We start from the raw sequence: 20,981 nt of genomic DNA on the forward strand, positions 1-20,981 counted from the left end.
GCAAATCGGGTGAGGGGCCGCAGCTTCACCGTGAGACCAAGACCCCTCACCCGCGCCTTCGGCGCGACCTCTCCCTTAGGGAGAGGTGGACCTTTGATGCCGCAGCATCTCAACCCACATCGGGCAAGTTTTAGGGAGCCGGGACAATGGAGCTGTTCACCAATCAGGTCCTGGCCGGGATTGCCACCGGCGCGATCTATGCCTGCATGGCGCTCGCCGTGGTCATGATCTACCAGGCGATCGATCACCTCAACTTCGCGCAAGGCGAGATGGCGATGTTCTCGACCTTCATCTCCTGGCAGTTGATGCAATGGGGCGTGCCCTATTGGGTCGCCTTCGTCCTCACGTTGGCTTTCGCGTTCGCAGGCGGCATCGCCATCGAGCGCATCCTGTTCAAGCCGCTCGCCAAGGCGCCGATCCTGACCAATGTCGCCGGCTTCATCGCGCTGTTCGCCATCATCAACTCCTCGGCCGGCCTGATCTGGGATTTTACCATCAAGCAGTATCCGACCCCGTTCGGCTCCTCGCCGTTCCTGGGTAGTCAGCTGATCTCGACCCACCAGGCCGGCATGATCGGTGTCACCCTGCTGCTCCTGGTCGCGCTCTATTTCTTCTTTCAGTACACGCGGATCGGGCTCGCAATGCGGGCGGCCGCCTCGTTACCTGAATCGGCGCGGCTCGTCGGCATCAACACGAGCTGGATGATCGCGCTCGGCTGGGGCATGGCTTCTGCCATCGGCGCGATTGCCGGCATGCTGATCGCGCCGGTCGTGTTCCTGGAGCCCAACATGATGGTCGGCGTCCTGCTTTATGGCTTTGCTGCGGCGGTGCTGGGCGGTCTGTCGAGCCCGTTCGGCGCTGTGGTCGGCGGCTTCCTGATGGGCATCTTCGAAAACCTCGTCGGCACCTACATTCCCGGCGTCGGCAATGAATTGAAACTTCCGATCGCGCTTGCGCTGATCATTTCCGTCCTGGTCGTCAAACCCGCTGGCCTGTTCGGCCGGCACATCGTCAAGCGAGTTTGATCATGAGCGCAGCAGAAGAAGTCGTCGCGGAAGGCCACGAGACGGTCGAAGCCGTTCCGAAGCGGGCCATGACGCTGAGCACGACCACCTCGCTGGTCGTGCTGGCTGCACTGCTAATCGCGCCCGTCTTCGTCAAGAACTTCATCATCTTCCAGATGACGATGCTGCTGATCTACGGGCTTGCGGTGCTGGCGCTGAACATCCTGACCGGCGGCTCCGGCCAGTTCTCGCTCGGCCAGAGCGCCTTCTATGCCGTCGGCGCCTATACGACCGCGGTGTTGATGGAGTACTTCAACGTCAACTACGCGCTGACGCTGCCGATCGCCGGAGTAGTCTGCTTCGGCTTCGGCTTCCTGTTCGGGCAGCCGGCGCTGCGGCTTTCCGGCGTTTACCTCGCGCTCGCGACCTTCGCGCTCGCCACAGCTATGCCGCAACTGCTCAAGCTTAACTTCCTCGAGCACTGGACCGGCGGCGTGCAGGGTCTCGTCGTCACCAAGCCGGACGCGCCGTTCGGGCTGCCGATGTCGCAGGACATGTGGCTCTATTACTTCACGCTTGCGGTCACGCTCGCGATCTACGTCTTCTCGGTGAACCTGCTGCGCTCCCGCTCGGGACGCGCCTTCATGGCGATCCGCGACAACGAGATCGCGGCGTCCTCGATGGGCGTCAACGTCGCGCTCTACAAGACGCTGGCGTTTGGCGTGTCCGCCGGCATCACCGGCATCGCCGGCGCTTTGGGTGCGATCGCGGTGCAGTTTGTGGCGCCGGACAGCTTCACGATCAACCTCGCGATCTCGCTGTTCCTCGGCATGGTCGTCGGCGGCGTGGGCTGGCTGCCCGGCTCGTTCGTCGGCGCGGCCTTCATCATCTTCGTGCCGAACATCGCGGAGGGCATCTCCAAGGGCCTCTCCGGCGCTGTGTTCGGCGTGCTCCTGTTCCTCGTCATCTACCTCGTACCGCATGGCGCAAGGCAGCTCGCGATCCTGGGCCAGCAGCTTTCCGGCAAGCTCAGAAAGACCTGAATACCTCTCATCACGACAGTCGTTTAACGAAGGAGACCGAATTGCTTTTTGGAAGAACACTGCGAGCCGCCGCGCTGGTCACGGCAACGGCGGCCATTGCCCTCACCTCCGGCGCTGCACTCGCCCAAAAGAAATACGACACCGGCGCGTCCGATACCGAGATCAAGATCGGCAACATCATGCCGTACAGCGGTCCGGCGTCGGCCTATGGCATCATCGGCAAGACCGAAGAAGCCTATTTCAAGATGATCAACGACAAGGGCGGCATCAACGGCCGCAAGATCAACTTCGTCACCTATGACGACGCCTATTCGCCGCCGAAGGCGGTCGAGCAGGTCCGTAAGCTCGTCGAGAGCGACGAGGTGCTGGCCGTGTTCAACCCGCTCGGTACGCCGTCGAACAGCGCGATCCAGAAATACCTGAACGCCAAGAAGATCCCGCAGCTCTTCGTCGCCACCGGCGCCACCAAGTGGAACGACCCGAAGAACTTCCCCTGGACCATGGGCTGGCAGCCCTCCTACCAGAGCGAAGCGCAGATCTACGCGAAATGGCTGATGAAGGAGAAGCCGGACGCCAAGGTCGCGATCCTCTACCAGAACGACGATTTCGGCAAAGACTACCTCAAAGGCACCAAGGACGGCCTCGGCGCCAAGGCCTCATCGATGATCATCATGGAAGAGAGCTATGAGGTGTCCGAGCCGTCGATCGACGGCCATATCGTCAAGATCAAGGCCGCCAATCCCGACGTGCTGCTGATCTATGCGACGCCGAAGTTCGCGGCCCAGACCATCAAGAAGACCGCCGAACTCAGCTGGAAACCGCTCCAGATCCTCACCAACGTGTCGATCTCGGTCGGCAGCGTGATGAAGCCGGCTGGCTTCGAGAACGCTCAGGGCGTGCTGTCGGCAGCCTATGCCAAGGACTCGACGGATCCGCAGTGGAACAACGACCCCGGCATGAAGAAGTGGAACGAGTTCGTCGACAAGTACATGCCGGGTGCCGACAAGACCGACACCGCCATGGTCTACGGCTATGGCGCAGCGTCGACCCTGGCCAAGGTCCTGGAACTGTGCGGTGACGATCTGACCCGCGCCAACCTCATGAAGCAGGCGGCGTCGTTGAAGGACTTTGCTCCGGACACGTTACTGCCCGGCGTCAAGATCAACACCGGCGCCACCGACTTTGCCCCGATTGCGCAGCTCCAGATGCAGCGCTTCAAGGGCGAGAAGTGGGAACTTTTCGGCGAGATCATCAGCGGCGACGTCGCCTCCGAATGACACGCTGACGCAACAATTCAAGTCGATAAGCCCCCGCGGGCGACCGCGGGGGCTTTTTGTTGACGCCGAGCGTCAATCTTGTTCAATGCGGCGCCGATCCAGCTCGGGGTAGGAGAACAATGACTGCCGTTCGTTTTCAGGTTGCGGCCTTCTTTGCCGCACTCGCGTTGTGCACTGCAATGAGCAGCGAGGCGCTGGCGCAAAAGAAATACGACACCGGCGCGTCCGATACCGAGATCAAGATCGGCAACATCATGCCCTATAGCGGCCCCGCCTCCGCCTATGCCGCGATCGGCAAGACCGAGGAGGCCTATTTCAACAAGATCAATGCCGAGGGCGGCATCAACGGCCGCAAGATCAAGTTCATCTCCTATGACGACGCCTATTCGCCGCCGAAGACGGTGGAGCAGGCACGCAAGCTGGTCGAGAACGACGGGGTGCTGCTGATCTTCGGCTCGCTCGGCACCTCGACCAACAGCGCCATCCGCAAGTACATGAACGAGAAGAAGGTACCGCAATTGTTCGTGGCGAGCGGCGCCTCCAAGTGGAACGATCCCAAGCAATATCCCTGGACCATGGGCTGGCAGCCGAGCTACGTCAGCGAGGCGCGGATCTACGCCAAATACATCATGAAGGAGAAGCCGGACGGAAAGATCGGCGTGCTCTATCAGAACGACGATTTCGGCAAGGACTATCTGAACGGATTGAGGGACGGCTTGGGGTCCAAGGCCTCGATGATCGTGCTGGAAGAACCCTACGACACCTCCGAGCCGGCGATCGACGAGCACGTCGTAAAGCTGAAGGCGGCTGGCGCCGACATCTTCATCAGCATCACCAGCCCGAAATTTGCCGCGCAGGGCATCAAGAAGGCGGCGGAGATCAATTGGCATCCGATGCACATCATCTCCAACGTCTCGGCCTCGGTCGGCGGCGTGATCGAGCCGGCGGGCTTGGAGATCTCGCAAGGCATTCTATCGGCGAGCTATACCAAGGACGGCTCCGACCCGCAGTGGAACGCCGATGACGGCATGAAGAAGTTCTATAACTTCCTCGCCCAATACGAGCCCAAGGCGAACAAGCTCGATGCCGGCGTGGTGTTCGGCTATGCCGCCGCGCAGACCATGGTGAAGGTGCTGCAAATGTGCGGCGACGACCTCACCCGCGAGAACGTCATGAAGCAGGCCGCAAGCCTGAAGGATTTCGAACCCGATACGCTGCTGCCCGGGATCAAGATCAACACCGCGCCGGACAATTTCGCCCCGATCGAGCAGCTCCAGATGATGCGCTTCAAGGGCAAGAAGTGGGAGCTGTTCGGCGACATCATCTCCAGCGAGATCGGACACTGAGCGTCGCAAGCGCGCAATTCAAAATAGCCTACATTTAACAAGACAACTTCCGCGCAGCTGGTTAACGGCGCATCCCATCTCAAGCGCCGGAATATTCCACATCCTCTCAAAAAAGATCGCCTCGCGGCGGCAGCCCCGGCGGGGCGTTCTCCTTGCTGGCCGCCCAGGAAGGGTATTGAATGCTTACCAGAGCGACGCGCAACGATCGCTTCCGATCAAGAACACGGCACATTCAAACCTACCTAGGGAGATCAAGATGCCTGCAATGCATGTGCGATTGGGGGCCTTCTCGGCTGCCCTCGTGCTGGCTGCCACCCTGTCCACGACAGCCCTGGCGCAGAAGAAATACGACACCGGCGCATCCGACACCGAAATCAAGATCGGCAACATCATGCCCTATAGCGGACCAGCCTCCGCTTACGGCGTGATCGGCAAGACCGAGGAGGCCTATTTCCGCAAGATCAACGCCGAGGGCGGCATCAACGGCCGCAAGATCAATTTCGTCACCTATGACGACGCCTACTCGCCGCCGAAGACGGTGGAGCAGGCACGCAAGCTCGTCGAGAGCGACGAGGTGCTGCTGATCTTCAACTCGCTCGGCACACCGCCGAACACCGCGATCCAGAAATACATGAACCAGAAGAAGGTGCCGCAGCTGTTCGTCGCAACCGGCGCCACCAAATGGAACGATCCGAAGGACTTCCCCTGGACCATGGGCTGGCAGCCCAACTACCAGAGCGAGTCGATCATCTACGCCAAGTACATCCTGAAGAACCATCCGAACGCCAAGATCGCCGTGCTCTACCAGAACGACGATTACGGCAAGGACTATCTGAAGGGCTTCAAGGACGGGCTCGGCGCCAAGGCCTCGATGATCGTGATGGAGGAAAGCTACGAGGTATCGGAGCCGACCATCGACTCCCACATCGTCAAGATGAAGGCGACCGGCGCCGACGTGTTTTTCAACATCACGACGCCGAAATTCGCGGCACAGGCGATCAAGAAGAATGCCGAGATTGGCTGGAAGCCGCTGCACTTCCTCAACAACGTATCGGGTTCGATCGGCAGCGTGATCAAGCCGGCCGGCTTCGAGAACGCCCAGGACATCATCTCCTCGCAATATTTCAAGGACCCGACCGACGCGCAATGGAAGAGCGATCCGGCGATGATCGCCTGGAACGAATTCCTGGATAAGTACTATCCGGAAGCCAACCGCGCCGACGCCTCGGTGATGTACGGCTACATCGTCGCGCAAGGCCTGGTGCACGTGTTGAAATCCTGCGGCGACAATCTGACCCGCGAAAACATCATGAAGCAGGCCGCCAATATCAAGGACTACGAGCCGGCCGGCCTGTTGCCGGGCATCAAGGTCAACACCTCGGCCACCGATTTCGCGCCCCTCTCGCAGCTGCAACTGATCCGCTTCAAGGGCGAGCATTGGGAGCGATTTGGTGACATCTTGAGCGGCGACGTCGGCGGCTGACCTTAACCAATCGCTAAAGACGTACCCCGATCGACTAAAGACGAAGCCCCTGCGGCCTTGCCGCAGGGGCTTTTCCTTGAAGCTCTTGGGCAAATCGTATTGAATTGCGGGCTGCGTCACCAAAAACGATCAAGCCAAGAAGAAGGACGCACACACCAAGAAAATTAGGGAGATTGGAATGCCTGCTGTCACCGGCAAACTTGCGGCCGCGTCACTGGCGCTCGCGCTCATTGCGGCCTCGGCCTCCACTGCATCGGCCCAGAAAAAGTACGATACCGGCGCGACCGACACCGAGATCAAGATCGGCAACATCATGCCCTACAGCGGACCGGCCTCCGCCTACGGCATCATCGGGCGGACCGAAGCCGCCTATTTCAAGAAGATCAACGAGGAGGGCGGCATCAACGGCCGCAAGATCAATTTCGTTTCTTACGATGACGCATATTCGCCGCCGAAGACGGTTGAGCAGGCGCGCAAGCTGGTCGAGAGCGACGAGGTGCTGTTCATCTTCAACTCGCTCGGCACGCCGCCGAACACTGCGATTCAGAAATACATGAACTCGAAGAAGGTACCGCAGCTGTTCGTCGCCACCGGCGCCACCAAATGGAACGATCCGAAGGACTTCCCCTGGACGATGGGCTGGCAGCCCAATTACCAGAGCGAGACGCAGATCTACGCGAAATACATCCTGAAGGAGATGCCGAACGCGAAGATTGCCGTTCTGTTTCAGAACGACGATTACGGCAAGGACTATCTCAAAGGCCTGAAGGACGGCCTTGGTTCGAAGGCCGCGAGCATGATCGTGGCCGAGGAAAGCTACGAAACGTCGGAGCCGACCATTGACAATCACATCGTCAAGTTGAAAGCGACGGGCGCCGATATCTTTGTCAACATCACCACGCCGAAATTTGCGGCGCAGGCCATCAAGAAGAATGCCGAGATCGGCTGGAAACCGACCCACTTTCTGAACAACGTCTCGGCCTCAGTCGGCAGCGTGATCAAACCGGCAGGCTTCGAAAACGCGCAGGGTATCATCTCAGCGGCCTATCTGAAGGACACCACCGACACGCAATGGGCCAACGACGCCGGCATGAAGGCATTCCTCGATTTCATGGCGAAATACTTCCCCGAAGGCGACAAGACCGACGGCGGCACCATCGTCGGCTACGGCGTCGCGCAGACGCTGGTCCAGGTGCTGAAGAACTGCGGCGACGACCTTACGCGCGCGAACGTCATGAAACAGGCGGCCAGCCTGAAGGACTTCCGCACCGAGGTGCTGCTGCCCGGGATCAAGATCAACACGTCGCCGACCGATTTCGCGCCGATCAGTTCGCTGCAGCTGCAGCGCTTCAAGGGCGAGCGCTGGGAGCTGTTCGGCGACGTGATCAACGCGGAAGCCGGCGGTTAGCCGTCTGAAACAGGTGTCGAGAAACCCCCTGCGCGAACCATCGCAGGGGGCTTTTGCTTGTGCGCCGATTATGATCACGCGATTGCATAATCGAATGATGGCAAAGCCTGCTTACGCTTTTGCGCCCGATGCGGTAGGCATGTGACTGACGGCGCATGCCGCCGATCTCCCCTGTCTGCCCAAGGCCTTCGTCATGATCGACCGACGTCCCCTGCTCCGCGCGCTCTACGACGCCGCCGTTGCCGCCGCCCATCCGAGCACAATTCTGGCGCCGCACTTAAGGCCCGCGCCCAAAGGACGCGTGATCTGCCTCGCCGCCGGCAAGGGCGCAGGCGCGATGGCCGCGGCCGCCGAGCGGCATTATCTCGACACCATGAAGCTCGCGCCGGAGCGGCTGCTCGGCATCGCCACCACGCGCCACGGCTACGGCGTGCCGACGCGCCGCATTCGCGTGGTCGAGGCCGGCCACCCCGTGCCTGACGAAGCCGGCCTGAAGGGCGCGGCCGACACGCTCGCGCTCGCAGGCGAGGCCGGCCCTGACGATCTCCTCCTGGTGCTGCTCACCGGCGGCGGTTCGGCGAACTGGATCGCGCCCGTGGACGGCATCAGCTTCGCGCAGAAGCAGGCGGTCAATAAGGCGCTGCTGCATTCGGGCGCGCCGATCGGCGAGATGAACACGGTCAGAAAGCATCTGTCGCGGATCAAGGGCGGCCGGCTGGCGCGCGCCGGCAAGCATGCCGCCGAGATCGTGACGCTCGCGATCTCGGACGTGCCGCATGACGATCCTTCCGCGATCGCCTCCGGCCCCACCGTGCCCGACCCGACCACGCTGGCCGACGCACGCGCGATCGTCGCGAAGTACAAGCTCGACATTGACGATGCCGTCCGCCGCGCGCTCGACGATCCCGGCAACGAGAGCTGCAAGCCCGGCGATGCCGCCTTCGCGCGCGCGCGTTTCGAATTGATCGCGCGGCCCAAGCAGTCGCTCGACGCTGCGGTGCAGCTCGCGCGCGACTCCGGCTACGAGACGATCGATCTCGGCGCCGATCTCGAAGGCGAGGCCCGCGAGGTCGCTGCCGATCATGCCAAGCTCGCGCTGCAAGCGCGCGCGCAAGGCAAGCGCGTCGCGATCCTCTCTGGCGGCGAGCTCACGGTCACGGTGCGCGGCAATGGGCGCGGCGGACCGAACCAGGAATACGCGCTGGCGCTCGCCAGCCTCTTGAAGGACACGGCTGGCATCTCGGCGCTGGCCGGCGACACCGACGGCGCCGACGGCGGCGCCGGTCATCCCACCGACCCCGCCGGCGCGCTGATCGACGCGGCCACCTTCGCCAAGATGAAGGCGCAGGGGCTTAAGCCGCAGGCCTATCTCGACAACAACGACGCGACGACCTTCTTCGAGGCGACCGGCGATCTGCTCATGCCGGGACCGACGCTGACCAACGTGAACGATATCAGGGTGATCTTGGTGGAGTAGGGCTCGCCCTGTTCGACACCATCGCGGCTTGGCCTGACCATGACGGCCTTGAGGAGTGTGTGGGTGCGGCTTAGCGCTTGCGGTTGACGTGCTCCAACAGCGCGAGCAGGCCCTTCAACAAGTCCGTCGGCGACGGCGGGCAGCCCTTGATGTGCAAATCCACCGGAATGGTCTCGGACACGCCGCCAATGCAGGCGTAGCTGCCTCTGAAAATGCCGCCATCGATCGCGCAGCCGCCGACCGCGACGACCCATTTCGGATCGGGCGTCGCGTTGTAGGTCCGCTCCAGCGCCTGTCGCATGTTCTTCGTCACCGGCCCCGTGACCAGCAGCACGTCGGCGTGGCGCGGCGAGGCGACGAAGCGCAGGCCGAAACGTTCGATGTCGTAGAAGGCGTTGGACAGCGCGTGGATTTCCAGCTCGCAGCCGTTGCAGGACCCGGCATCGATCTCGCGAATGGCAAGAGAACGGCCGAGCCTGGCCTGGGCGGCGCGGTCAACTTTCGTTGCAAGCTCCGCCAGCGCCGACTCGTCCGGCGCCGGCGCGGGCTCCGTCAGCGAACCATGAGTGAGGCTTTCGAGCAGGGTCTTGCGCATGGCTTAGAGGTCCGCGCCCGAATAGGAACAGTTGAACGACTTATTGCAGAGCGGAAAGTCGGCAATGATGTTGCCCTCGATCGCGGTTTCCAGCAGCGGCCACTGGAACCACGATGCGTCGCGCAGGTGGCAGCGTTCGACGCGCAACTCGTCATCGAGCCGCAGCCACACCAGAACGTCGCCGCGGAAGGCCTCGGTGAGCGCCATGCCTTCACAGGCACCGTGGCCGATCCTGGGAGGCAGCGCGGTTGCGAGCTCTCCCGGCCCAAGTCGGTCGAGGATCTGCTCGATCAACTCGATGCTCTGCTCGACCTCGCGGATTCGGATCCAGACCCGCGCGTTCACGTCACCGGCCTGTAGTACCGGCACCTCGAACGATAACGCGTCGTAAGGCGCGTAGGCCATCGCCCGCCGCGCATCGAAATCGCGGCCCGAGGCGCGGCCGACATGACCGCCGGCGCCAAACTGGCGCGCATATTCCGCCTTCACGATACCCGTGGTGACGGTGCGGTCCTGCAAGGACGCCGTGTTGTCATAGAGCTCGATCAAGCGCGGAAAGACCTTTCGTAGCTCCGCGAGCAGCGCGCGCAGCGCGGCAACGCCGTCCGGCGCGATGTCACGCGTCACACCACCGGGCACGATGACGTCCATCATCAGGCGATGGCCGAACGCGACATTCGCAGCGCGCAAGCAGCGCTCACGCAAAATGCCGGTCTGGGCATGCATCAGCGCGAACGAAGCGTCGTTGCAGATGGCCCCGATGTCGCCCAAATGATTGGCGAGGCGCTCCAGTTCCGCCATCAGCGCCCGCAAAAGCGTCGCTTGCCGAGGCGCCTCGATCTGCAGCGCCGCTTCCACGGCACACGCAAAGGCGAAGGCATAGGCGACGGCGCTGTCGCCGGAGGTGCGGTTGGCGAGCTTTGCTGCGGCCTCGAGGCTCGCGCCCTGCATCAGCGACTCGATACCCTTGTGGGTGTAGCCGAGCCACTGCTCCAGCCGCACCACATGCTCGCCATTGGCGGTGAAGCGGAAATGGCCGGGCTCGATGGTCCCGGCATGGACGGGGCCGACCGCCACCTGGTGCAACGCCTCGCCCTCGGCCGGTAGGAACTGGTATGGCCGCACGTCGCGCGATGCGTTGCGGCCTGAGAGCGGATAGGATTTTCCCCAGACATAGTGATCGAGCCATGGCCGCAGATCGTCAGCGACGCCTGGAATAAGCCCGAACAGATCATGAATGCTGCGCTCCAGCCGAAGCGCCGGCGGATGACGGCCGGCGACGCTTGGAAATGTGCCGGCCGTACACTCGTAGGTCACGACCGCGATCTCGGCCGAGCCGCCATCGAGCATCGCCATATGCACCGCGGTCGGCTCGCCCCAGAAGCCAAGCAGTGTGAGGCTTCCCTCGACCAGTCGATCGATCGCCGCCTGCCAGCCCGCCTCCGTCACGACCGCGCGCGGCCAGGGCCGATGCGACGACACCGTATGGACATGGGAGATGCTGTCGAGGATGCCCATGGCTTACCCCAGGAGCTTCGCGACGTTCTGGAAGCCGGTGACCAGCACCGGCGGCAGATAGATGCCGGCCATCAGCACCAATCCGAGGTGCGTGAACATCGGCACGTAGGAGGCTTCCGCGGGCGCGGTCTTGCCTTTGGGCTCGCCGAACATCACCGCGCCGATCCGCAACCAAAGCCCGCCGAGCGCGATGATGATGCCGAGCACCAGGATTACCGTCAGCCAGGGCGCGCGGGCGAAAGTCGAGCTCACCACTAGAAACTCGCTCATGAAGATGCCGAGCGGCGGCAGCCCGACGATGGCGATGACACCGAGCATCAGGCCCCAGCCGAGCGCGGGGTTGGTCACCGTGAGCCCGCCGATATCGGCGATCTTCTGTGTGCCCTTGACCTGTGCGATATGGCCGACCGCGAAGAAGATCGCCGACTTGGTCAGCGAATGCATGGTCATATGCAACAGCCCTGCGAAATTCGCGAGCGGCCCGCCCATGCCGAAGGCAAAGACGATGATGCCCATATGCTCGATCGAGGAATATGCGAACATCCGCTTGATGTCGCGGCGCCGGTACAGCATCAGCGCGGCGAAGATCACCGAGATCAGGCCCATGGTCACCATCAACGGACCCGGCGCGATCGCCGCGGAGTTGACGGCGAGCATCATCTTGAAGCGCAGCAGCGCATAGAGCGCGACATTGAGCAACAGGCCGGACAGCACCGCCGAGATCGGCGTCGGGCCCTCGGCATGCGCATCCGGCAGCCAAGCATGCAGCGGTGCGAGACCGACCTTGGTGCCGTAGCCGAGCAGGAGGAAGGCGAAGGCGACGTTGAGCAACGCCGGGTCGAACTGTGCGGCGTGCTTCACCAGCACCGTCCACACCATGCCGTCCAGCCCCTCGCCCACCACGGGGCGCGCCGCCATATAGACCAGGATCGTGCCGAACAGCGCGAGCGCGATGCCGACGCTACCGAGGATGAAATATTTCCAAGCTGCCTCCAGCGCCTCATGGGTGCGGTAGATGCCGACCATCAGGACGGTCGTCAGCGTCGCCACCTCAACCGCGACCCACATCAGGCCGATATTGTTGGCGACGAGCGCGAGGTTCATCGCGAACATCAGCGTCTGATACATCGCGTGATAGAAGCGCAGGAACGCCGGCGCCAGGCGCCCGATCTCGATCTCGTGCTGGATGTAGCTTGCGCTGAACACCGATGTGGTGAGGCTGACGAAGGTGGTCAACACGATGAAGACCTTGTTGAGGTCGTCCATCAGCAGATACTGCCCCGATACTGGCTCGACCACGAACAGCGAGAGCGAGGTAAGGAAGGTCGCGAGCGCTGCCACTACGTTCAGCTTCGCCGTCAGTCGGTAGCCGGGCAAAATTGCCAGCACCGCCGCCGAGAGGGCCGGAATCAAGAGGATGGCGCTGAGGGCGTCGATGCTCATCGCCGCTCTCCGCGAAAACGATCAAGCTCCTGCACGTCCACGCTGTCAAAACGCTCGCGGATGCGGAACAGGAAGACGCCGATCACGATGAAGGCGATCAGCACCGAGAAGGCGACACTGATCTCGACCACCAGCGGCATGCCCTTGGCGCCGGTTGCCGCCAGCACCAGGCCGTTCTCCAGCGACATGAATCCGACGACCTGGCTCACGGCGTTGCGTCGCGTAACCATGATCAGGAGCCCCAACAGCACCACCGACAGCGCGAAGGCAAGGTCCTCGCGCGCGAGCGCATCGGCGCTCGGCGTCACCCGCAGCATCACCACCATCGACAGCGCGACGAGGCCGATGCCAGCCATCATGGTCAGCCCGATGCCGATCACATTCTCGATCTCGCGGTGGATACCGAGCCGCTTGATGATCCGGTGCAGCGCCACCGGGATGATGATGGCCTTAAAGACCAGCGCGATCAGCGCCGTGACATAGAGATGCGGCGCTTGCTGCACATAGGCCTGCCAGGCTACCGATAGCGCCAGCACGCTGGCATGCAGCGCATAGACATTGAGCAGCGCATAGAGCCGGTCCTGATAGAGCATCATGAAGCTCGCCAGCACGAGGCAGCCGGCGAGCAGATGGGCGATGTCGAATTGCAGGCTGCTCATCTCTTAGAGGCTCCCCGACACGAAGCGCAACAGGGTGGCAAGCAATGCCAGCATCAGCGCCGCGCCCAAGAACTCCGGAATCCGGAACACGCGCATCTTGGCGATCGACGTCTCGAACACGGCGAGCAAGAAGCCAAGTACCGCCAGCTTGCCGAAATAGAGTAGCGCGCCAAAGACGAGCCTCCCAACGCCCGCGTCCACAGTCGCCGTGCCCCATGGCAGGAACACGCAGGCGATCAGCGAGACATAGAGCAGAAGCTTGAGATGCGACGACAGATCGATCAGCGCGAGATGCCGCCCCGAATATTCCAGCACCATGGCCTCGTGCACCATGGTCAGCTCGAGATGGGTGGCGGGGTTATCGACCGGGATACGGGCATTCTCCGCCAGCGCTACGATGGTCAGTGCCACAAACGCCATGCCCAGGGACACACGCAGGCCGACCGCGTCCGAGCCCATGAACTCTGCCACGTTGGGGAGCTGCGTCGAGCCAGCGATCATCGCAACCGAGAACACTGTGATCAGCATCGCGGGCTCGGCGAGGGAGGCGATCATGACCTCGCGGCTGGAGCCGATGCCGCCGAAGGCGGTGCCGACGTCCATGCCGGCGAGCGCCTGGAAGAAACGGGCGCTGCCGAGCAGCGCAATGATGGCGATGAGATCGGCGGTCCAGGAGAACAACAGGCCATTGCCGAAAGTCGGCACCAGCGAGGCGGCGACCCAGGTGCCCGCGAAGATCAGATAGGGAATGACGCGGAACAGCCAGGATGCGTTGTCCGCGAGCACGACGTCCTTGCGCATCAGGCGAATGAGGTCGCGATAGGGTTGGAGCAGCGGCGGCCCGCGCCGGCGTAGCAGCCGAGCCTTCACCTTCCGCACGAAACCCGTCAGTAGCGGCGCGCCCCCCAGCACCAGCGACATCTGGGCGCCCTGGGAGAGGATGTCGCTCAGCGCGTTCATAGTGCCACCACCAGTAGCAGCACGATTAGCGCCACGAAGACCAGCGTCAGGTAGCGGCGGATGGTGAGGAACTGCAAGATATTGATGCGGTCCGTCGCAAAGCCGATGAGCTTCGCAATCGGCGCGTACAGCACATCCCAGATCAGATCGTGCAGTTCGACCCGGAGCCGCGCAGGAACCGGCGAGGACGGCGGCGGCATCTCGCCGATCTCGCGTGCGGCAAAGATGACGCTGCCGAACACGCGGCGGATCGGCTGCGAGAAGCTGGAGGCCGAGTACTGGATCGCTGGGTTCGGATCGGGATAGCCGCAATCCCAGGCCGGCGCGCGGCGTAAGCGGTCGGAGGCGAAACGGTGAATGGCTGTCGCCGCCGTCGTGCCGCAGAGTGCCGCGAACAGGAACACCAGAAGGCCGTTATAGGAGCTGCGACTTTCCGCGATCGGCACGATGGTGAGCCACTGCAATCCGACCTGATGCGGCATAATGTTGCCGACCATTTTCTTGCTCACCGGCGCCAGCGCATCGATGAACAACCCGGGCAGGATGCCGGCAACGAGGCAGAAAGCGGCAAGCACGAGCATCGCGGTCAGCGAGAAGCGGTCGGTCTCATGTGCCGACGCCGCGACATCCGAACGTGGCCGGCCGAGGAAGCTGATGCCATAGAGCTTGACGAAGCAGGCCGCGGCAAAGGCGGCCGCGAGCGCCAGCAAACCGCCGACCGCCGGAATGATCAGCTTGAGGCCCCAGGAGGGCAGCTGGGGTGAGAGCAGGATCGCCTGGAAGGTTAGCCATTCCGAAACGAAGCCGTTGAATGGCGGCAATGCCGAGATCGCGACGCAGCCGACCAGCGCCGCGAACGCCGTCTTCGGCATGCGATGGATCAGCCCGCCGAGTTTCTCCATGTCGCGCTCGCCGGTTGCTCCCAGCACCGCCCCGGCGCCGAAGAACAACAGGCTCTTGAACAGCGCATGATTGAATACATGCAGCATCGCCGCGGTGAAAGCGAGCGCCGCCACCCAGTCGAGCCCTTCCGCCTTGAAAGCCAGCGCCAGCCCGAGGCCGGTGAAGATGATGCCGATATTCTCAATCGTTGAATAGGCGAGCACGCGCTTGATATCGCGCTGCATCAGCGCATAGAGCACGCCCAGCGTCGCCGACGGACCGCCGACCAGCAGCACCACCATGCTCCACCACCACACCGGTTCGGGCAGAAGATCAAAGACGATGCGCACGAAGCCGTAGACGGCGACCTTGGTCATGACGCCGCTCATGAGGCCAGAGACGTGGCTGGGTGCGGCGGGATGGGCGAGCGGCAGCCAAGCATGTAGCGGCACCAGGCCAGCCTTGGAGCCGGCGCCCAGCAGCATGAGGATCACCACCACGCCGCTCAGCGTAGCGGAAGGATGCGAGGCTCGGATCGCATCGAAATCGTAACCAGCACCGCTCGCGAGCAGGCCGAAAGCGAGCAGCAGCGCCAGCGTGCCGAAACTTGCCATCAAAAGATAGACATAGCCAGCGCGGACATTCTCGGCCTCCCGGTGATGCGACACCACCATCGCCCAGGAGGTCAGCGACATGAATTCCCAGGCGACCAGAAAGCTGAAGGCATCGTTTGCCAGCACGACGACGTTCATCCCTGCGAGATAGGCAGGATAGAACGGCAGCACGCGGCCGGGGGAGTCCTCGTGCCGGCCGTAGCCCAGCGCGAACAGGCTCGCGGCGGCGCCGCCGAGATTGACGACGACGAGGAAGAAGGCGGACAGCGCATCGAGCCGGAAATGGGCACCGAGCCAGGGCAGGCCGATCGGCAGTGTCGCGCTCGGCGTCAGATGAGGGAAATAGAGCAGATCTGACAGCGCCGTGACACATAGCGTCGACGTGGCGATCAGACATCCGCCGTAGAGGATGATCGAGCCGCGCGGGCGCGTCGACAGCACGACTCCCGCAGGCGCCAGCGCCAGCAGGGCCGCCACTGACCATAGCGCCACGGCGATCATAGCCGCTCCTGGATCGTGATTTGCGCGCGCGTAATCATCGCTATTGGCCACCTGCGCTCGGGGGTGGAGACTTCAGCCGCACACCGCGCCCACCGGCGCTCGACGTTGCCCCCTCGGCGATCAGCTCGATGCCGGCAACCGACAGCGCGTCGACCAGCTTCACCAGGGAATCGACATTGCCGCGGATCACCCCTTCGGAGGCTTCCATGCGCTGGATCGTCGGCAGCGACAGCGAACAGCGCTGCGCGAGTTCGCGCTGGTCGATCCTGAGCAAGGCACGGGCGGCTCGAAGCTGCGCGGCGGTGATCACGGGGCAGAATGTCCGTGGCGGTTACAGCGCTTGATTTACGAAGTTTAGGACGCACAAAATGACGTTTCAAGCATCATTTTCTAGATGCAACGCATCATTCCGCTCGACGACCGCATAAATGCGGCGTGAGATTCCGGGGCGCGCTCGCGCGCATCCGGGAATGACTGTCCGCCTCAAAACTCGTTGGCGATCTTCGCGAGCATCCCGATCAAGGCCTCGCGGTTGCTCTGCCCGAGCAGGTCGTTCAGCCGGGCCTCGTGCTTGGTGGCGACGAGCTTCTTGGCGCGGGTCAGCACGGCCTTGCCCTTGTCGGTCAGCACCAGGATGTGCGAGCGGCGGTCGTTGGTGGAGCGGATTCGCGCGCATAGGTCGCGGCTTTCGAGATTGTCGAGCATCGCCACGAAGTTCGGCCGGAGGATGCCGAGCGTGGAGGCGATCTCGGTCTGGTTCCGGCCCGGATTCTTCTCGACCAGCAGCAGCACCGAGAATTGCGCCGGCGTGAGCTGGAGCGAGGCCATGCAGCGCAAAAAGTTCTCGAACACCTTGAGCTGGGCCCGCTTCAGCACATAGCCGAGCTGCTCGGAGAGCTCGCCGAGCTGGAGCGCTTCGGCCTGCGGCTCGGACGCATCCTTGCGACCCTTGGCCGTATCGGCAGGCTTTTCGGAGGACTTTTCAGCGGTTTTGGAAACGGTCATCGCCTCGTGCTCGTAATCCCGCTAAGTTCGGGACGGGTCGTTCCCCACCCTTGATGTTATATTTGATAATTGTTATGGACCATATCAAATATCGCCAACGTTTTTCAATGGCTGTGAGCGGACCGTCCACCGCAATCGGGAGGACCGGTCCTTATCTTTAGGGGGAGCGTCCGGTCTTGAATACCACCATCATGCTGTTCCTGGTGCAGGACGGCATCACCAATGGCGCGATCTATGCGCTGCTCGGCCTGGCGCTGGTGCTGGTGTTCGCCGTCACCCGCGTCATCCTCATTCCCCAGGGCGAATTCGTCACCTATGGCGCGCTGACCTATGCCTCGCTGGCGGCGGGCCAGATGCCGGGCACGGCAAAGCTCGCACTGGCGCTGGGCATCGGCGCCTTCGCCTTCGATCTCTTCGTCGCGCGCAAGGCGCTGCACGGGCGGCTGGTCCTGCGCAGCATCCTCACCAACATCGTGCTGCCGGCCATCGTGCTGGCGCTGACCCTGTACTTCGCCGCCCAGAAGCTGCCGGTCGCGATCTGCATCGCGCTGTCGCTGGTGATCGTCGCGATGATCGGCCTGTACCTCTACCGGATCGCATTCCAGCCGCTGGCGCACACCTCCGTGCTGGTGCTGCTGATCGCATCAGTCGGCGTGCATCTCGCGCTGCAGGGGCTGGGCTTGCTGTTCTTCGGCGCCGAAGGCCAGCGCGGACCGGCGGTGCTGTCCGGCGCCTTCACCGCCGGCGCGCTGCGCTTCACCGGCCAGAGCATCACCGTCTACGCCATCACCGTTGCCTTCATCGTCGGGCTCTGGCTTTTCTTCGGGCTGACACTCTACGGCAAGGCGCTGCGCGCGACCGCGGTGAACCGGCTAGGGGCGCGGCTCGCCGGCATCCGCACCACGCTGTCGGGGCAGACCGCCTTCCTGCTGGCCTCCGTGATCGGCGCGCTATCGGGCATCCTGATCGTGCCGATCACGACGCTCTATTATGACTCCGGCTTCCTGATCGGCCTGAAGGGCTTTGTCGCCGCGATCATCGGCGGCCTGATCAGTTACCCCCTCACCGCCGTCGCGGCGCTGGTCGTCGGCATCGTCGAGGCGTTCTCGTCCTTCTATGCCTCCAACTACAAGGAGGTGATCGTTTTCATGCTGCTGATCCCCGTGCTGCTGCTGCGCTCGCTCGCCGCGCCGGCGGTCGAGGAAGAGAAGGACTGACGCGCGATGCAGAGCCGGCTTCCCATCCTCGTCTTCGCGCTTGTCATGGCGGCGATCCCGTTCGTTCCCGGGATGCCGCCGTTCTGGATCGTGCTGCTCGACAATATCGGCCTTGCCGCCCTCGTCGCGATGGGCCTCGTGCTCCTCACCGGCGTCGGCGGCCTGACTTCTTTCGGACAAGCCGCTTTCGTGGGCTTCGGCGCCTACACCACCGCGGTGCTGTCGACGGCCTATGGCCTGTCGCCCTGGCTGACCCTGCCGCTGTCGCTCGTCGTCAGCGGATCGCTGGCGGTGCTGCTCGGGCTGATCACCGTCCGCCTGTCCGGCCATTATCTGCCGCTTGGCACGCTCGCCTGGGGACTGGGCCTGTTCTATCTGTTCAGCAAGCTGGAGTTTCTGGGCCGCAACGACGGCATCTCGGCGATCCCGCCGCTGTCGATCGGCGCGTTCAAGATGCTCTCGCCCGGCTCGATCTATTACGCGATCTGGGTCGCCGTCATCGTCTCGGCCCTGCTGACGATAAACCTGCTGGACTCCCGCACCGGCCGCGCCATCCGCGCACTCAGGCGCGGCCATGTCGCGGCGGAAGCCTTCGGCGTGCACACGCCGCGCGCCAAGCTGCTGGTGTTCATCCATGCCGCGGTGCTCGCCGGCCTCTCCGGCTGGCTCTACGCGCATCTCCAGCGCGCGGTGAACCCGACGCCGTTCGGCGCCCAGGCCGGCATCGAATATCTCTTCATCGCGGTGGTCGGCGGCGCCGGCTATGTCTGGGGCGGCGTGCTGGGCGCGGCGATCGTGGTGGTGCTGAAAGAGGTGCTGCAAAGCTATCTGCCGCTGATCCTGCCCGGCTCCGGCCAGGTCGAGACCATCGTTTTCGGCATCATGCTGGTCGCGCTGCTGCAACTCGCGCCCGGCGGCCTCTGGCCCTGGCTGATGTCGTTCCTGCCCGAGCGCACCAGTGGCAGAAAGCCCGATACCTCGCTGAAGCTGGAGCATCGCCCCCGCGCGCCCGGCGAGTCCAGCATCCTGCTCCAGGTCGATAAGGCGCGAAAGCAGTTCGGCGGCGTGGTCGCGGTCAACAACGTCTCCTTCGACGTCCAGGCCCGCGAGATCGTCGCGCTGATCGGACCGAACGGCGCCGGCAAGAGCACGACGTTCAACCTGATCACCGGCGTGCTGTCGGCGACCGCAGGCTCGATCTCGGTGCTCGGCAAGAAGGTCGACAAGGCGCCGCCGCAAGAGATCGTCAAGCTCGGCATCTCCCGCACCTTCCAGCACGTCAAGCTGGTGCCTGACATGACCGTGTTGGAGAACGTCGCGATCGGCGCCCATCTGCGCGGCCATTCCGGGCCGATCTCCTCGATGCTGCGGCTCGACCGCGCCGATGAGGCCAAGCTGCTCGCGGAAGCCGCGCGCCAGATCGAGCGCGTCGGCCTTGCCGAGCAGATGCATCAGCTCGCAGGCTCGTTGTCGCTCGGCCAGCAGCGCATCGTCGAGATCGCGCGCGCGCTCTGCGTGGACCCGATGCTGCTGCTGCTCGACGAGCCGGCCGCCGGCCTGCGCCACATGGAGAAGCAGCGGCTCGCGACGCTGCTGCGCGAGCTGCGCGACGGCGGCATGAGCGTGCTCCTGGTCGAGCACGACATGGGCTTCGTGATGAACCTCGCCGACCGCATCGTGGTGCTCGATTTCGGCACCAAGATCGCGGAAGGCACCCCCGCCACGATCAAGACCAATCCCGAAGTGATCAAGGCCTATCTCGGAGTGGCGGCATGAGCACGCTGTTGTCCGTCACCGACGCGCACGTTGCTTACGGCAAGGTCGAGGCCGTCCGTTCAGTCTCGCTCGAGGTCGGCACCAATGAGATCGTCACCATCGTCGGCGCCAACGGTGCCGGCAAGACTACGCTGCTCTCGGCCATCATGGGCATTTTGCCGCTGAAGGGCCGCGTCGCCTTTGCCGGCCAGGATCTCGCCCGGCTCGACATCGAGGATCGCGTCGCGATGGGGCTCGGCCTCGTTCCCGAGCACCGCGAATTGTTCGTGACCATGAATGTCGAGGACAATCTCGAACTCGGCGCCTTCCGCATCGAGCGAAGCCGGGCGAAGTCCTCGATCGAGCGGGTCTATACCCTGTTTCCGCGGCTGAAGGAACGGCGCAAGCAGCTCGCCGGCACGCTCTCCGGCGGCGAGCAGCAGATGCTCGCGATGGGCCGTGCGCTGATGGGCGAGCCGAAACTGCTGATGCTGGACGAGCCGAGCCTCGGCCTCGCGCCGATCATCGTCGCCGACATCTTCCGCATCGTCACCGAGCTGCGCGCCAGCGGCGTCTCCGTGCTACTGGTCGAGCAGAACGCGCAGGCCGCGCTGAAGATCGCGGACCATGCCTATGTCATGGAGCTCGGCGAGTTCATGCTCAGCGGCAAGGCCAGCGACATCGCCGCGAACGAGCGCGTGGCGGCGAGCTATCTCGGCTTCCAGCATGAAGGTGAGAGTGCGATTTAGCTCTCAGACGTCTCCTTAGATTCAGCTGTCATCGTCCGCGAAGGC

18 protein-coding genes are annotated in these 20,981 nt (G+C 63.4%); 10 read left to right on the top strand and 8 right to left on the bottom strand.

Annotation, left to right across the window (positions count from 1 at the left end; all coding sequences use genetic code 11):
* Positions 1-146 precede the first annotated feature (146 nt).
* The 7 genes from BLV07_RS24010 to BLV07_RS24040 all read left to right on the top strand — a co-directional run bounded on the left by BLV07_RS24010 (position 147) and on the right by BLV07_RS24040 (position 9,038).
* On the top strand, positions 147-1,025 hold the full coding sequence (locus tag BLV07_RS24010) for a branched-chain amino acid ABC transporter permease (protein ID WP_091890393.1): 879 nt from the start codon (positions 147-149) through the stop codon (positions 1,023-1,025).
* Positions 1,026-1,027: 2 nt separating this feature from the next.
* A complete protein-coding gene (locus BLV07_RS24015) occupies positions 1,028-2,047 on the top strand; it encodes a branched-chain amino acid ABC transporter permease (RefSeq protein ID WP_091890396.1) in 1,020 nt (339 codons plus the stop codon).
* Positions 2,048-2,088: 41 nt separating this feature from the next.
* Positions 2,089-3,324 (top strand): ABC transporter substrate-binding protein, encoded by a 1,236-nt coding sequence (locus BLV07_RS24020; RefSeq protein ID WP_091890399.1) that lies wholly within the window; start codon positions 2,089-2,091, stop codon positions 3,322-3,324.
* A gap of 119 nt (positions 3,325-3,443) precedes the next feature.
* Positions 3,444-4,670 carry an ABC transporter substrate-binding protein gene (locus tag BLV07_RS24025; protein ID WP_091890402.1) on the top strand — a complete coding sequence of 409 codons (1,227 nt, stop codon included), beginning with the start codon at positions 3,444-3,446 and terminating at the stop codon, positions 4,668-4,670.
* Positions 4,671-4,926: 256 nt separating this feature from the next.
* Positions 4,927-6,153 (top strand): ABC transporter substrate-binding protein, encoded by a 1,227-nt coding sequence (locus BLV07_RS24030; RefSeq protein ID WP_091890405.1) that lies wholly within the window; start codon positions 4,927-4,929, stop codon positions 6,151-6,153.
* A gap of 178 nt (positions 6,154-6,331) precedes the next feature.
* Positions 6,332-7,561: an ABC transporter substrate-binding protein gene (locus BLV07_RS24035; protein WP_091890408.1), complete on the top strand. Its 1,230-nt coding sequence runs from the start codon at positions 6,332-6,334 to the stop codon at positions 7,559-7,561.
* Between the two features lie 193 nt (positions 7,562-7,754).
* The gene (locus tag BLV07_RS24040) at positions 7,755-9,038 is read left to right on the top strand and encodes a glycerate kinase type-2 family protein (RefSeq protein ID WP_091890411.1); all 1,284 of its coding nucleotides are present in this window, start codon (positions 7,755-7,757) and stop codon (positions 9,036-9,038) included.
* Between the two features lie 70 nt (positions 9,039-9,108).
* Here the strand turns inward: BLV07_RS24040 and BLV07_RS24045 are convergent, their stop codons facing one another.
* The 8 genes from BLV07_RS24045 to BLV07_RS24080 all read right to left on the bottom strand — a co-directional run bounded on the left by BLV07_RS24045 (position 9,109) and on the right by BLV07_RS24080 (position 17,215).
* Positions 9,109-9,633 carry an NADH-quinone oxidoreductase subunit B family protein gene (locus BLV07_RS24045; RefSeq protein ID WP_091890415.1) on the bottom strand — a complete coding sequence of 175 codons (525 nt, stop codon included), beginning with the start codon at positions 9,631-9,633 and terminating at the stop codon, positions 9,109-9,111.
* A gap of 3 nt (positions 9,634-9,636) precedes the next feature.
* A complete protein-coding gene (locus tag BLV07_RS24050) occupies positions 9,637-11,151 on the bottom strand; it encodes a hydrogenase large subunit (RefSeq protein ID WP_091890418.1) in 1,515 nt (504 codons plus the stop codon).
* Between the two features lie 3 nt (positions 11,152-11,154).
* Positions 11,155-12,594: a hydrogenase 4 subunit F gene (locus tag BLV07_RS24055; protein ID WP_091890421.1), complete on the bottom strand. Its 1,440-nt coding sequence runs from the start codon at positions 12,592-12,594 to the stop codon at positions 11,155-11,157.
* The gene (locus BLV07_RS24060) at positions 12,591-13,253 is read right to left on the bottom strand and encodes a hydrogenase-4 component E (RefSeq protein WP_091890424.1); all 663 of its coding nucleotides are present in this window, start codon (positions 13,251-13,253) and stop codon (positions 12,591-12,593) included. The genes BLV07_RS24055 and BLV07_RS24060 overlap by 4 nt, the downstream gene beginning before the upstream one ends.
* Positions 13,254-13,256: 3 nt before the next feature.
* The gene (locus BLV07_RS24065; RefSeq protein WP_091890427.1) at positions 13,257-14,213 is read right to left on the bottom strand and encodes a respiratory chain complex I subunit 1 family protein; all 957 of its coding nucleotides are present in this window, start codon (positions 14,211-14,213) and stop codon (positions 13,257-13,259) included.
* On the bottom strand, positions 14,210-16,210 hold the full coding sequence (gene hyfB, locus BLV07_RS24070; RefSeq protein WP_091890430.1) for a hydrogenase 4 subunit B: 2,001 nt from the start codon (positions 16,208-16,210) through the stop codon (positions 14,210-14,212). The genes BLV07_RS24065 and hyfB overlap by 4 nt, the downstream gene beginning before the upstream one ends.
* Positions 16,211-16,250: 40 nt before the next feature.
* Positions 16,251-16,520, bottom strand: coding sequence for a helix-turn-helix domain-containing protein (locus BLV07_RS24075; RefSeq protein WP_091890433.1), 270 nt, complete (start codon positions 16,518-16,520; stop codon positions 16,251-16,253).
* Positions 16,521-16,693: 173 nt separating this feature from the next.
* Entirely contained in the window at positions 16,694-17,215 is a 522-nt protein-coding gene (locus tag BLV07_RS24080; protein WP_091890436.1) for a MarR family winged helix-turn-helix transcriptional regulator, read from the bottom strand.
* 176 nt (positions 17,216-17,391) lie between these two features.
* On the opposite strand from BLV07_RS24080, the gene BLV07_RS24085 reads away from it, so the two are divergent.
* Genes BLV07_RS24085 through BLV07_RS24095 form a run of 3 tightly spaced genes read left to right on the top strand, consistent with a single transcriptional unit; the run spans position 17,392 to position 20,936 of the window.
* Positions 17,392-18,432, top strand: a complete 1,041-nt coding sequence (locus BLV07_RS24085; protein WP_176945722.1) for a branched-chain amino acid ABC transporter permease — start codon at positions 17,392-17,394, stop codon at positions 18,430-18,432.
* A gap of 6 nt (positions 18,433-18,438) precedes the next feature.
* A complete protein-coding gene (locus BLV07_RS24090) occupies positions 18,439-20,208 on the top strand; it encodes a branched-chain amino acid ABC transporter ATP-binding protein/permease (protein WP_091890439.1) in 1,770 nt (589 codons plus the stop codon).
* Positions 20,205-20,936 carry an ABC transporter ATP-binding protein gene (locus BLV07_RS24095; RefSeq protein WP_091890442.1) on the top strand — a complete coding sequence of 244 codons (732 nt, stop codon included), beginning with the start codon at positions 20,205-20,207 and terminating at the stop codon, positions 20,934-20,936. Before BLV07_RS24090 ends, BLV07_RS24095 begins: the two co-directional genes overlap by 4 nt.
* The last annotated feature ends 45 nt before the right edge of the window (positions 20,937-20,981 follow it).

The sequence above is a fragment of the Bradyrhizobium sp. Rc2d genome (assembly GCF_900099855.1).
In the GTDB taxonomy this organism is placed as follows: Bacteria; Pseudomonadota; Alphaproteobacteria; order Rhizobiales; family Xanthobacteraceae; genus Bradyrhizobium.